Below are 12,643 nucleotides of genomic sequence, written 5' to 3' on the forward strand. Positions count from 1 at the left end.
TGACGACATCGTTCGAGGTGATGTCGAGCGCCGGCGAATTGATGACACGGCCGTTGACGCTGACGCGGCCCTGCGTGACCATCTCCTCGGCATCGCGGCGCGAGGCGAGGCCCGCGCGCGACAGCACCTTGGCGATACGCTCGCCGGCCTTCTTCGGCTTGGTCTCTTCCTCGCGGCGCGGCCGCCGCTCGGAATCACGATCGCGCTCGCGATAGGCGCCGCGACCGCCGAAGGCCGGACGCTTCTCGAAGATCCTGCTCTCGTCCTCGTTTTCGCGGCGTGGACGATCGCCGGAACGCGCTTCGCTGCGGGGATGCTCGTGCCAGTCGGAACGGCCCTCGGAACGCTCGCGCGGACGATCGAATTTCGGGCGATCGCCGCCGCGATCGAACCTCGGACGATCATCGCGAGGACGATCGAATTTGGGGCGCTCGCGGAACGGACGATCACCCGATGGACGATCGTCGCGCTTCTGCCAGGGCTTGTCCCCACCGCGGTCGCTGCCGCCAAAATCCTTGCGCGGACCCTTGCTGAAGTCCTTGCGCGGCGGCCGGTCGCCGCGAGGCGCCGCATCGCGCTTCTGCCAGGGTTTTGAATCGCTGCGCTCGCTGCGATTGCGGTCCGGTGCGCCGCGCGAAAACTTCCGCTCGCCGTCGAACTTGCGTTCCGGACGGTCGCCACGCGGCGCATAAGGTCGCTTGTCGCCAAACTTCGCGTCACCGGTTCGGCCGGCCGGACGGGAATCGTCGCGATCCCTGCGCGGCGGACGGTCATCACGCCCATAGGACGGGCGATCACCGCGCGGCTTGAACGGCCGCTTGTCGCCATCGCGCGAGGGGCGATCAGAAAATGGGCGGTCACCACGGGGCTTGAACGGGCGCTTCTCGCCGTCGCGCGACGGACGATCGGAAAACGGACGGTCTTCACGCGGCTTGAAGGGACGATCGCCACGCGGCTTGAAGCTGCGCTCGCCACGATCCTCGCCGCGCGGCCGGTCTTCACGCGGCCGGTCTTGGCGATTGAACTTCGGGCGGTCGCTGAAGTCGCGGCGCGGGGCATCGCCCTCCTCGCGGCGGCGGAATGATGGACGGCTGTCGCGGTCGCCGCGGGGCGGGCGGGCGTCGCCTTTGTCCCCGGGAGGGCCGCGCTTGGCGAACTTCTTGTCGGGCCCGCGTGGTTTGCCGGACCGGCCCTTGGCCGGGCCTCCCTTGGCCGGGCCGCGATCACGCCGGCCGCGGGAATCGTTGTCTTTGTCGCTGTCGCGAGGCATGAATAATCTCACTCAGGGGATGGCCAGAAAGCATTGTGCGCGCTCGTCTCGAGCCGCATGCTCAGGCAAATTCGGTCAAGCACTTCTGCTGAAGGCGCAGCTACTAGCAGGTTTCTCGCGATGATACGAGGCTTGAAAGCCCCCTCTTTCATGGATTTGGCGCTCAAAACGGCCGAAAACGCCGGAAAGGCGGGCGAAGTTCCGATCGGATGTGTCGTGGTCCGCAATTACGAGGTCATCGCCACCGCGGCGAACCGGACGTTAACCGATTACGACCCCACGGCCCATGCCGAGATCGTTGCGCTGCGCGAGGCGGCCAAAAAGATCGGCAGCGAGCGTCTGGTCGACTGCGACCTCTACGTGACGCTGGAGCCGTGCACCATGTGTGCGGGCGCGATCTCGTTTGCAAGGGTGAGGCGCCTGTATTACGGCGCCGCCGACCCCAAGGGCGGCGCGGTTGAATCAGGTGTGCGGTTCTTCACCTCGCCGACCTGCCATCACGTCCCGGATGTCTATTCCGGGGTCGGCGAAAGCGAGTCGGCGCGGATGCTGAAGGACTTCTTTCGCGAGCGGCGCTAAGGCGCGGCAAAGAACTCGCGCAGCGCCTTCGCGGTGACGCCGGGATTTTCCTCGGTGAGGAAGTGGCCGGAATCCACCGGCATGCCGTCCACGTTGGTCGCCCATTGCTTCCAGATGTCGAGCGGGGTGGCGGCGGCTTGCGCCACGCCGGCATTGCCCCACAGCGCCAGCATCGGAATGGTGATCTTCTTGCCGGCCTCGAAATCGGCCTTGTCGAGATCGTAGTCGAAATAGGCGCCGGCGCGATAATCCTCGCACATCGCGTGGACGCGGGCGGGATCGCGGAACGGGGCGATGTAGTGTTCGAGCGCGCGCTTGTCGATCGCATCGAGCGTCTTCGATTTGGTCTGGCTCGCCATCTTGAAGCGCAGGAAGAACTCGCCATTGCTCGCGACCAGCGTCTCCGGCAGCGGATAGGGCTGCGCCAGAAAAGTCCAGTGATAGATCTTCAGCGCATAGGCGCGGTTCATCCGCTCCCAGTAATTGTAGGTCGGCAGGATATCGAGCACCGCAAGCTTCGACAGCCGGCCGGGATGATCGAGCGCCAGCCGATACGAGACGCGGCCGCCGCGATCATGGCCGGCGAGCGCGAAGTGCACGTGGCCGAGGCGCTCCATCGCCTCGACCATGGCCTTGGCCATCGCGCGCTTGCTGTAGGGCATGTGCAGCGCGTCGCTCTCGGGCATGTCGGACCAGCCATAGCCGGGCAGATCGGCGATGATCAGCGTGAACCGGTCGGCCAGCTGCGGCGCCACGCGGTGCCACATCACGTTGGTCTCGGAGAAGCCGTGCAGCAGCAACAGCGGCGGTCCCTTGCCGCCGACGCGGGCGAAGATGCGGCCGAAGGAGGTGTTGATCCATTCGGAGGCGAAGCCGGGATAGAGGTCGGCGAGATCGGACATCTTCTGCATCCTTATCTGTCAGCGTGGGATCTGCTCGGTCTTGAGAATGCCCCAAAACAAAAAAGTCGAAAAACAACCCCATGCACAGTAGCTAAGTCCAACAGCCGCCTACACAAATTCGGAGTGCCGACGGGCACGGCGGAAATTGCGCGCGCGTGCGAAAAAAGCGTGTCAGCCCTTGGACTTCTCGGCGTCCACGGCCTGCCAGCCGATGTCGCGGCGGCAGAAGCCTTCCGGCCAATTGATGCGGTCGACGGCCTGGTAGGCGCGCACCTGCGCTTCCGTCACGGTCTTGCCGAGCGCGCAGACATTGAGGACGCGGCCGCCATTGGCGAGGATGGCGCCGTCCTTCTCGACCGTGCCGGCGTGGAAGATCTCGGCGGTCTCGACCTTGGCGGCGTCATCGAGCCCCTCGATCCGCGTGCCTTTCTGGTAATCGCCGGGATATCCCTTTGCCGCCATCACCACCGTGAGCGCGGCCTCCGGATGCCAGCGCAGGTCAAAGTTCTTCAGCTGCCCGTCGCAGGCGGCGAGGAAGGCCGGCACGATGTCCGACATCATCCTGAGCATCAGCACCTGGCACTCGGGATCGCCGAAGCGGACGTTGAACTCGAACAGTTTTGGCCCTTGCGTCGTCAGCATGATCCCGGCGTAGAGAATGCCGCGAAACGGCGTGCCGCGCTGCTTCATGCCTGATACCGTCGGCAGAATGATCTTGGCCATGATCGCGTCATGGATCGCCGGCGTGACCAGCGGCGTCGGCGAATAGGCGCCCATGCCGCCGGTGTTCGGGCCGACGTCATGGTCGAACACGCGCTTGTGGTCCTGCGCGGAGGCCAGCGGAATGGCGGTCTCGCCGTCGCACAGCGCGAAGAAGCTGATCTCGCGGCCCGGCAAGAACTCCTCGATCACGACCTCGGCGCCGGCCTCGCCAAAGGTGCCGTCGAACATCATGGCGATGGCGTCCTCCGCCTCGCGCACCGACTTGGCGACGACGACGCCCTTGCCGGCGGCAAGACCGTCGGCCTTGACCACGATCGGCGCGCCCTGGCTCTGGACGTAGGCACGCGCATCGGCGGCGTTGGTGAATCGCTTGTAGGCGCCGGTCGGAATGCCGAACTCGGTGCACAGCGCCTTGGTGAAGCCCTTCGAGCTTTCGAGCTGGGCGGGGATCCTGTCCGGCCCGAACGCCTTGATGCCGGCGGCGGTGAGGTCATCGACGATACCGGCCGCCAGCGGCGTCTCCGGGCCGACCACCACGAGCTCGACCGCATTCGTCTTGCAGAAGTCGATCACGGCGGCATGGTCGGCGACATCGAGCGCCACGCATTCCGCCTCGCGCGCGATCCCGGCATTGCCCGGCGCGCACCAGAATTTGGTCACCAGGGGAGAGGCCGCGATCTTCCACGCCAGGGCATGTTCGCGACCGCCGGAACCAAGCAGGAGAATGTGCATCGAGGGCTCAGAAATGAGGGATTTGCTGGGGGCGGAGGTCGCACGAATCGGGGCCGGGCTCAAGGGGGCGGCGCCCGAACTCCCCGTCATTCCAGCGCTCGCCGCTGAGGCGCGAGCCCGAATTCATCGGGACCATACGCAGACGACCAGCGATGGGATTGACCGGCTCTCCTGCTCTCAAGCTCAACTTGCTTACCCAAATCCTTCAAGATGGCCATCTCGTAGATGACGCGTCCCTTGTCGAAATCGCCAGTGCCATTGTGGCGGCACGTTTGCCGGACAATAGTTGGGTACGTGGACACATCAAACAAACGCTAAGTGGTCTCGGTTCTTCGTCTATATGGAGCTTGTATGCCCAAATCTGGCTTGCTTCGAAGTACTCATCGAACGATGAACTCATGGCAATAATTGACACGAAGGCCTCCATGTGGGGAAGCAACGAGCATCTCACTCGATTAGTCGCAGGAATGTTTTCCAGATTTGTTGGCTCTCCGCTTCAATCAAAGTTTGAGGCAATACTTCGCAAGGCAGGGGGCTTTGCTACCTCAAGTGTAACGCAGCTTCACCGCGAGCTTGCTAATACCGTTGCTGGCTTCACAGCCATCAGAAAGTTCATCGTTGCTCACAACACTTCACTTCCAAATCGCATTTCGCACGCAAAGTTTTTGATGCTCCTCTCGCTCCTTCGGAACGCGGGCATTGCGCCGGTGGCAGTAACCCAGTTGAAAACCATCCACGCAGTCGCTCTAACGGACCCATTTTACGCTCACCTTGTACCGTAAGCAGCCCGTAGGATGGGTTGAGCCCTTGCGAAACCCATCGCACTTGTTTCGTGGTAACGTCCCGTCATGACCGCGTACCGCCGCAACTTTCTTCCGGGTGGGTGCTTCTTCTTCACGGTCAACCTGGCGGAGCGGAAGCTAGCGTTGCTGACGGATCATATCGGGTTGTTGCGCACGGCGTTTCGTGAAACGCACCGACGCCATCCATTCACGATCGATGCCATCGTGGTGCTGCCTGATCACCTTCACACGGTGTGGACGTTGCCAGAAGGTGGTGCCGATTTTGCAATGCGCTGGCAGTTGATCAAATCCACCTTTTCGCGCGGCTTGGCGCGCAACGAGAGGATATCCCCAAGCCGCGCGGCCAAAGGTGAACGGGGCATCTGGCAAGCAGATATTGGGAGCATACCATTCGCGACGAAGCTGATTTCGCGCGGCATGTAGACTATGTTCATATCAATCCGGTCAAGCACGGGCTCGTCGACAGAGTCCGTGACTGGGCGCCCTCCTCGTTTCATCGCCACATAAAGTTCGGCAATTACCCGGCCGATTGGGCCGGCGATCAGTCGGATGACGGCCGCGATTTCGGAGAACGGGGATAGAGAAGCGATGGGTTTCGCAAGGGCTCAACCCATCCTACGAGCTTTGTACCAGTAAAGCAGCGTTGGCCCCTTGATGCCTCGGACCCCGGAGAATCGTACTCGCTTTCGGCACCTGCACACGGCGCCCGGATCGGCATCCGACGCAAGGAAACGCGCGAAGCCGTCCTGCTATGGGAGCGCCAGAATCGCCCGCAATTTCTCGTTCAACTGATCGATAGAAAACGGCTTGCCTATCGCGGGCGAACTGTTGAACTCCTCCTCGAGCGGAGGTCCGCCGTAACCCGTGCTGAACAGGAAGGGAATCCTTCGCTCCCGCAAGATGCGAGCTACCGGAAAAACAAGTTCGCCAGCCAGGTTCACATCAAGGAGCGCCAAATCGAACGATGCCGTCGTCGCGAGTTCGCACGCCTTTTGTACGTGGGCTGCTGAGGCAACGACCTTCAAGCCCAGTTCCTCAAGCATATCTTCGAGCATGAGGGCCACAAGGCCCTCATCTTCGACCAGGAGAACCTTGGCGCCGGACAGCTCAACCATTGGACGCTGCAGGCATAATGGGAAACACCATGCGGCAGCGAGTGCCCTCCGGCTCGAATACCAGATCGAACTCACCTGCGAGATCATGCTCGACGCAACGTTCCATCAACCGCGTGCCGAAGCCGCGCCGCTTTGGAGGCGTAACAGGTGGTCCGCCACGTTCGTGCCATTCGCAATCCAGCACGGCTTGCGAGCGCTCGCCGGCGCTGATCCGCCAAGTGAGCGAAACTGATCCATTCGGCACTGAGAGTGCGCCGTACTTCGCCGCATTGGTCAGAAGCTCGTTGAGCACCATGGTGATGCTAAGTGCCATGCGGGCGTCTAGTTCAACGTGCGGCCCGCTAGTCAGCACCCGTCCGCCCGACATCGGAGCGACGATATCGTGGACGAGCTTTTCGAAAGGCGTATCCTGCCAGTTTCGCTTCGTCAGCAGGTCATGTCCGCGGGCGAGCGCAAGCAGCCGTCCCGTGAAGGTCGGCAGAAATTCCTGCAGATCGGCGGCGTGACGGGCGGTCTGGTTCGCCAGAGATTGCACCGTGGCCAGGGTGTTTTTCACACGGTGGTTTAGTTCGTCGATGAGAGCCTTTTGAGCGTTCTCGGCGTTCTTCCGCTCGCTAATGTCGACGAGCATGTTGATGGCGCCGACAAGATTGCCGTCCGCGTCGCGCAGCGGCGTTGGAAAAGGAATAAACGGCACGCGTCTGCCGTCTGGACGTTCGGCCACCGCTTCGGCACCGCGAACCGGCCGGTTTTCGCGCAGCGCAACAGCCATCGGGCATTCATTGTGCGGCAGCGGCGAGCCGTCGGGCCAATAGAGCTTCCAGGTCACACACCATTCGTCGCCTGGCTGCGGCGTTCTGCCCGCCATCTCGACGGCAGCCCGATTGAAGAAATTAATGCGCCCCTTGGCGTCCGTCGTGTAGATGGCTGCTGGCAACGCCTCGAGGAGATCGCGCATGCGCTGCTCGCCTTCACGCAAGCGATCCTCCAGTTGCTTGGTGGTGGTGACATCCTGAGCGACCCGCACGCCATAAAGGAAGCAGCCTTCCGAATCCCGCACCGACGAACTGAAGATATCCAGATGGCGAACGGACCCGTCAGGCCGTAGTACACGCTTGCGAACCGTGTAGTTCTCGATGTCGCCGCGGACTTGCCGCGCGTACAATTCGGCATCTTCGGTCTGATCGTTGGAATCGGTGTAGTCGAGGAAGGTCATCCCCAACAGTTCGTCGCGTTTGCGCGCGGTGATGCGGCAGAGGGAATCATTCACCCGCAAGAAGCGACCGTTCTCGTCGGTCTCCGAAATGCCGACGCTGGCGGCCTCATAAGTCGCCGCAAGCCGCGCCTCACTTGCTTGCCGTGCCTCTTCGGCAGCATGCAGTTCGGTGACGTCGGTCGTGAAGCAGCGCGTGTTGACAAACTTGCCGTCCACAATGCGGCTGTTCGAGGTAATCAGGACATGCTTGATCGTGCCGTCGCGGGCGCGCAGCCGGGCAGGGTAGCGCTGCAGCGGCTCACCGCATGAAAGACGCTGGAGAATATCGCCAATCACGGGAGCGTCGGCGTGGAACTCGGCGACATGACGCCCGATATACTCCTCGGGCCGGTACCCAAGCAGATCCAATTCGGCCTTATTGGCGCGAATGATAATTCCCTCGCCACTGACGATGTGAAGGCCCACCGCGCCGTTGTCGAAAAAGTCCTGCAGATCCTGCGTCGTGCGGCGGACTTCCTCCTCGACCTGCTTGCGTCCGGTGATGTCCTGGAAGCAATTGATGGCGCCCTGGATGCGACCAGAAAAGTCGCGCAACGCCCGGATGTTGACCATGGCCGTGAAGCGAGAGCCATCCGGCCGCGCCATTATCACTTCGGCATTGCGCGTCGGCGTTCCCGCGCGAACGGCGGTGGCCATGGGGCAGTCGGCATGCGCGAGGGGAGTTCCATCCAGCAGGTAGAGCTGGTGTGAACCGCAGAAGCGCTCCCTCCCAACATCAGGTGTGCGCCCCCACAGCACCACAGCCTCCGCGTTATAGGCGACCAGCAGCCCCTCCGCGTCACAGAGATAGACTGCGCCCGGAATGGCATCGAGCGCGGCAGCGCCGGCCGCAACCAGGGCCTCGAACTCCGTGGGGCGGTGCCGGGCGGAGAGTGGGAATTCTTCTACGTTCGACATGCGGGTGCCCGGCTCTCGGGGGCGAGAGGAACGACGACCCGATACGAGCGTCGTTCGTGCAATGGGCGGACGCCCCTCCGGCCCGCCGAACTGCTCTTAACGCATCACGGGCCCCTTGGTTCCCCCCGTAGGTACGGGTTCGCGAGGGTCCGCTAATGGCGGTTATCGGCGTCAGGACAAGCTGATGAGCATGTCCGCTAAGGGCCGCCTGACCGGGGACATTGCATGGCCGCGACCGCCACTGAGCGGCCTTACTGTCTTGTGTGGTGCTTGAGAACAGTGACGCGCCGATCTCTGTGCCACACTTCTAAATCGTGGCCGTCGAGCAGCTGTCTCGCTTTGGCTGTGGCCTCGTCGTCGTTGGCGCAATCGATCTCATGAACGCCGCTGATCCGCCCGTCCTCGCCCATGATATAAGCGCGGTAGTCCATCGCACGCCTTCCCCGTTGGGAACATTTTACCTCCCAGTTACGGGCGCGGCCTTAACATAGATTAATCGATGTCGTGGGTGCCCTCAATCGTCGCAATGAGCTTCTGGCACTTGAAGGTGCGGACAGTTTTGAAGGAGCGTGTATCGAGATAGCTTTGGACCCGCAGCAATCGGCCATCGCAATGCCGGCAATCCCCAATTGATATGGACTATCGTTGTACGGGCGAGCCTCGCAGGTCAGCTTCGGGTCACAAGCCATCGATCATGCCCGAGGTGGGAGACTTCCGCTTTGCGTTGGTAAGCCGACATTTATGAGTACGTCCTACCCCTGCTTCCCCGCAATAATCTCCTGCAGCGTCGCCACATGCCGCGCGAACGCTCCGCGCCCCGCAGCGGTCGCGGTCACCGTGGTCTGCGGCTTCTTGCCGACGAAGGCTTTCTCCACCGACACGTAGCCCGCCTTGGCCAGCGTCTCGATATGCGCACCGAGATTGCCGTCGGTGGCGCCGGTGAGCTTTTTCAGCCGGGAAAATTCCAATCCTGCGGTGGCCGGCAGCGCGTTCAGTGCCGCCATGATCTTCAGCCGCAACGGCTGGTGGATGATGTCGTCGAGCTCGGCCATCAGATCCGCCGCATCCAGAGGCCGCCGAGGATCAGGCCTCCGCCATTGACGAAGGCCATCCAGAGCGGGAACGCCTCGCCGATGTAGAAATAGCCGATCAGCGTCAGCGCGGAGATACCGAGACCGATCGCCATGAAGGCATAGCCGAACCAGAGACCCGCCAGCGAATAGAACAGCATGAAGTAGAGCGGCCAGAACGTGCCCAGCTGGCGCGGACCGAAATGACCGATCACGTTGGTGCAGAGATAACCGAAGGCGAAGAACAGCGCGAACACCAGAAGCAGTCTGATGTTGAAGGCGGCGCCATGGGGGTGATGCGGCGGATTGAGAATGCGCAGCACCACCAGACCGCCGGCGCCCAAAACGTCCACGGCAACCCAGGCGTAGCCCGCATAGACCGGCCAAAGCCAGGTCACGAGATTGCCCGCGAACACCAATGCGCCCCACCAGACGGCGGCGTGGCTCGCCAGCTCGTAGAGCTGCGATTGCTTCACGCGCTGGACGATGTCGTCGATATCGGCCAGCGCCGCGGAGGCTTCCTTGCTGTCGATCATGACTGCCCTGTCCCGCGCGTCGCCACATCGTCGGCGATGACCGAGATCGCCTTCGGGTTGGTGACGATGCCCATGTGGTTGATGCCGTCGATGATCTTGACGTCGACCGATGGCTTCACCGCCTGCACGGTTTCTGCATATTTATCCGAGATCATCATCTCGTCCTCGGCGCCGCCGAAGATCGTGACCGGACGTGTCGCCGCCGGAAGATCGAGGCGATAGCCGCGCGTCGCGAAATTGCGCGTCAGGCGGTCCGAATAGGTGGCGACGAGATATTTTGCCGAACTCGCCGGCACGGCGAGCGCGAGCACCGGAAGCTGCGAACAGCAGTCGATGCCGATCTTGCGCAGCGTGGCCAGCGCGAAGAAGCGCGGCAGGTCGACATTGGCCCAGCCGCCGGCATGCGGCTTGTTGGTCGGCGCGTCATAGCCGAGATAGGGTGCGAGCAGCACGGTGCGCACGAACATGTCCTGCATGATCGGCGTCGCGGCGACGCGCAGCGAGAAGCCGGCGCCGGCGGAATGGCCGATCAAGGTGAGCGGCAGCTCCGGCGCGGTCTTGCGGATTTGAGCGACGAAGTCGACGAGGTCGTCCTCGAGCTGGCCGACATAGCCGATATCGCCGCGCGTGCCGGAGCCACCATGGCCGCGGATGTCGAGCGCCCAGGTCTCCACGCCGCGCGCGGCGATGGCATGGGTCAGGGCATGATTGACGGTGCCGCTGGAGCCGGACGAGCCGTGGATGAAGATCGCGCCACGGCCGGTTGCAAGACCATTGGCAGCGTAGTGGCGGAAACCGATCCAGGTGCCGTCGCGGGCCTGGAAGCGCTCGAGCGGAGGCAGCGTGGACCAGTCTATCCCCTTCGATGAGTCGGAGACCGACTTCATCTCCGGCGGCCGCTCCAGCGGCGTTGCGATCATGGCAGCCAGGATCAGCGCCACACAGCCGACCGCACACAGGGCCCATTTCAGCCCGTTCACAACGCCGCGCAGCACTCGAATTGCCATGATCTACTCCTCTCAGCCTATTCAGCTATAGAGAACTCTATATTGCAGAGTACTCTTTTGGTCAATACCCGGATTGGCGCGGCGCTGCAAAAATCCTTAACGTCGGGTCTGATCCCCACATGCCGAATCGTTTGCCGATGCCTTCAGCGGAACCCCTGCTCAACACTCCCGAATTCACCGTCTCGGAGCTCTCCCAGTCCCTGAAACGGACGGTCGAGGACACCTATGGCCATGTCCGGGTCCGCGGCGAGATCTCCGGCTTCCGCGGGGCTCATTCGTCCGGCCATTGCTATTTCGCGCTCAAGGACGAGAGCGCCAAGATCGAGGCGGTGATCTGGAAGGGCGTGCACGGGCGCATGCGCTTCAAGCCCCAGGAGGGGCTCGAGGTCATCGCCACCGGCAAGCTCACGACCTATCCGGGCTCCTCGAAATACCAGATCGTGATCGAGGCGCTGGAGCCGGCCGGCATCGGCGCGCTGATGGCGCTGATGGAGGAGCGCAAGCGGAAGCTCGCCGCCGAAGGCCTGTTCGACGAGGCGCGCAAGCAGCTTCTGCCGTGGCTGCCGGAGGTGATCGGCGTGGTGACCTCGCCGACCGGCGCCGTGATCCGCGACATCCTGCATCGGCTGGAGGACCGCTTTCCCCGCCATGTGCTGGTGTGGCCGGTCAAGGTGCAGGGCGAAGGCTCGGCCGAGCAGGTCGCGGCCGCGATCCGCGGCTTCAATGCGCTGCCGGAGGGCGGCAGGATTCCGCGCCCCGACGTGCTGATCGTCGCGCGCGGCGGCGGCTCGCTGGAGGACCTGTGGTCGTTCAACGAGGAGATCGTGGTCCGCGCCGCGGCCGAGAGCATGATCCCGCTGATCTCGGCCGTGGGGCACGAGACCGACATCACGCTGATCGATTTCGTCGCCGACAAGCGCGCACCGACGCCGACGGCGGCGGCCGAGATGGCCGTGCCGGTGCGCAGCGATCTCTTTGTCGAGGTCGGCGATCTCGGGCGACGTACCCGGTCCTGCTGGCAGCGCGGCCATGAGAGCCGCCGCAGCGAGCTGCGTGCCGCCGCGCGCGCGCTGCCGGCCGCCGGCGATTTGCTGGCGATCCCGCGGCAGCGGCTGGATTCGGCGGGTGCGTCCCTGCCCCGCTGCCTCAAGGCCAACACCCACGCGCATTTCCGAAGGTTCACCGCCGCAGGCGCCAAGCTGACGCTGCGGGTGCTGCACGGCCAGATCGCGCAGGCTGATCATCGCCTCACCGTGTGCGGCGAACGGCTCGGCCTATCCGCACGCTCGCTCTTGCGGCGGCGGCGCGACCGCTTTGCCGGGCTGGAGGTGCGCTTGCGCGCCTCAAAACTGTCCAATGCGCAGGCGCAGCGCAACGCGATTCACCGCCAGCGCGAGCGCACGCATCGCCTTGCCGAGCGCGCGGGCCGCGCGCTGGTGACGCTGTTGCAGCGGCTGGATGCCCGCGTCGAGAACAGCGGCAAGCTGCTCTCCGCCTTGTCCTATCGCGGCGTGCTCGCGCGCGGCTTTGCCCTGGTGCGGGACGAGGCCGGCCATCCGCTGCATTCGGCGAATGAGATCGGTCCCGGCGCACGGGTCGAGATCGAGTTTGCGGATGGCCGTGTCGGTGCGACCGCGGATGCGGATCGGCCCGCGGCTGCAGCGAAGCGCGCGCCGGCGCAAGCGAAGCCAGCCGCGCAGGACGCCAAGCCTGCGCCGAAGCGCGTGGGCAAG

12 protein-coding genes and 1 pseudogene are annotated in these 12,643 nt (G+C 63.6%); 4 read left to right on the forward strand and 9 right to left on the reverse strand.

The genetic code is table 11. The annotated features are described in order from the left end of the window. Positions 1-1,270: S4 domain-containing protein (locus tag IVB32_RS07365; protein WP_247410054.1), on the reverse strand; the 1,270-nt coding region annotated here is incomplete at its 3' end. Positions 1,271-1,390: 120 nt separating this feature from the next. Here IVB32_RS07365 and IVB32_RS07370 point away from each other — a divergent pair. Further along, positions 1,391-1,849 (forward strand): nucleoside deaminase, encoded by a 459-nt coding sequence (locus IVB32_RS07370; RefSeq protein WP_039798664.1) that lies wholly within the window; start codon positions 1,391-1,393, stop codon positions 1,847-1,849. Here the strand turns inward: IVB32_RS07370 and IVB32_RS07375 are convergent. After that, on the reverse strand, positions 1,846-2,751 hold the full coding sequence (locus IVB32_RS07375) for an alpha/beta hydrolase (RefSeq protein WP_026232536.1): 906 nt from the start codon (positions 2,749-2,751) through the stop codon (positions 1,846-1,848). The genes IVB32_RS07370 and IVB32_RS07375 overlap by 4 nt on opposite strands. A gap of 171 nt (positions 2,752-2,922) precedes the next feature. Next, positions 2,923-4,206, reverse strand: coding sequence for a phosphoribosylamine--glycine ligase (gene purD, locus IVB32_RS07380; RefSeq protein WP_018453466.1), 1,284 nt, complete (start codon positions 4,204-4,206; stop codon positions 2,923-2,925). Between the two features lie 152 nt (positions 4,207-4,358). On the opposite strand from purD, the gene IVB32_RS07385 reads away from it, so the two are divergent. Both IVB32_RS07385 and IVB32_RS07390 read left to right on the forward strand, forming a co-directional pair. Then, positions 4,359-4,988: a hypothetical protein gene (locus tag IVB32_RS07385; protein ID WP_018453465.1), complete on the forward strand. Its 630-nt coding sequence runs from the start codon at positions 4,359-4,361 to the stop codon at positions 4,986-4,988. 66 nt (positions 4,989-5,054) lie between these two features. After that, positions 5,055-5,590, forward strand: a pseudogene (locus IVB32_RS07390) (transposase). A gap of 168 nt (positions 5,591-5,758) precedes the next feature. Here the strand turns inward: IVB32_RS07390 and IVB32_RS07395 are convergent. The 6 genes from IVB32_RS07395 to IVB32_RS07420 form a co-directional block, all read right to left on the reverse strand. Further along, positions 5,759-6,124: a response regulator gene (locus tag IVB32_RS07395; RefSeq protein WP_018453464.1), complete on the reverse strand. Its 366-nt coding sequence runs from the start codon at positions 6,122-6,124 to the stop codon at positions 5,759-5,761. Continuing rightward, the gene (locus IVB32_RS07400; protein ID WP_018453463.1) at positions 6,117-8,297 is read right to left on the reverse strand and encodes a PAS domain S-box protein; all 2,181 of its coding nucleotides are present in this window, start codon (positions 8,295-8,297) and stop codon (positions 6,117-6,119) included. Before IVB32_RS07400 ends, IVB32_RS07395 begins: the two co-directional genes overlap by 8 nt. A 251-nt stretch (positions 8,298-8,548) precedes the next feature. Next, positions 8,549-8,728: a hypothetical protein gene (locus tag IVB32_RS07405; protein WP_018453462.1), complete on the reverse strand. Its 180-nt coding sequence runs from the start codon at positions 8,726-8,728 to the stop codon at positions 8,549-8,551. A 321-nt stretch (positions 8,729-9,049) separates the two neighbouring features. After that, positions 9,050-9,349 carry a transcriptional regulator gene (locus IVB32_RS07410; protein WP_018453460.1) on the reverse strand — a complete coding sequence of 100 codons (300 nt, stop codon included), beginning with the start codon at positions 9,347-9,349 and terminating at the stop codon, positions 9,050-9,052. Next, a complete protein-coding gene (locus IVB32_RS07415; protein WP_247299349.1) occupies positions 9,349-9,903 on the reverse strand; it encodes a hypothetical protein in 555 nt (184 codons plus the stop codon). The genes IVB32_RS07410 and IVB32_RS07415 overlap by 1 nt, the downstream gene beginning before the upstream one ends. Further along, positions 9,900-10,910, reverse strand: coding sequence for an alpha/beta fold hydrolase (locus IVB32_RS07420; RefSeq protein WP_026232535.1), 1,011 nt, complete (start codon positions 10,908-10,910; stop codon positions 9,900-9,902). The genes IVB32_RS07415 and IVB32_RS07420 overlap by 4 nt, the downstream gene beginning before the upstream one ends. Positions 10,911-11,047: 137 nt before the next feature. Between IVB32_RS07420 and xseA the strand changes: the two genes are divergently transcribed. Further along, the coding region (gene xseA, locus IVB32_RS07425) for an exodeoxyribonuclease VII large subunit (protein ID WP_247410055.1) at positions 11,048-12,643 on the forward strand (1,596 nt) is incomplete at its 3' end.

It is taken from the genome of Bradyrhizobium sp. 23, assembly GCF_023073295.1.
GTDB classification, from domain to species: domain Bacteria; phylum Pseudomonadota; class Alphaproteobacteria; order Rhizobiales; family Xanthobacteraceae; genus Bradyrhizobium; species Bradyrhizobium canariense_D.

Bases quoted from the DNA above. Each gene is read 5' to 3' on its own strand.
- IVB32_RS07370 (WP_039798664.1), top strand. From the start codon at position 1,391: ATGATACGAGGCTTGAAAGCCCCCTCTTTCATGGATTTGGCGCTCAAA.
- IVB32_RS07375 (WP_026232536.1), bottom strand. From the start codon at position 2,751: ATGTCCGATCTCGCCGACCTCTATCCCGGCTTCGCCTCCGAATGGATC.
- purD (WP_018453466.1), bottom strand. From the start codon at position 4,206: ATGCACATTCTCCTGCTTGGTTCCGGCGGTCGCGAACATGCCCTGGCG.
- IVB32_RS07385 (WP_018453465.1), top strand. From the start codon at position 4,359: ATGGGATTGACCGGCTCTCCTGCTCTCAAGCTCAACTTGCTTACCCAA.
- IVB32_RS07395 (WP_018453464.1), bottom strand. From the start codon at position 6,124: ATGGTTGAGCTGTCCGGCGCCAAGGTTCTCCTGGTCGAAGATGAGGGC.
- IVB32_RS07400 (WP_018453463.1), bottom strand. From the start codon at position 8,297: ATGTCGAACGTAGAAGAATTCCCACTCTCCGCCCGGCACCGCCCCACG.
- IVB32_RS07405 (WP_018453462.1), bottom strand. From the start codon at position 8,728: ATGGACTACCGCGCTTATATCATGGGCGAGGACGGGCGGATCAGCGGC.
- IVB32_RS07410 (WP_018453460.1), bottom strand. From the start codon at position 9,349: ATGGCCGAGCTCGACGACATCATCCACCAGCCGTTGCGGCTGAAGATC.
- IVB32_RS07415 (WP_247299349.1), bottom strand. From the start codon at position 9,903: ATGATCGACAGCAAGGAAGCCTCCGCGGCGCTGGCCGATATCGACGAC.
- IVB32_RS07420 (WP_026232535.1), bottom strand. From the start codon at position 10,910: ATGGCAATTCGAGTGCTGCGCGGCGTTGTGAACGGGCTGAAATGGGCC.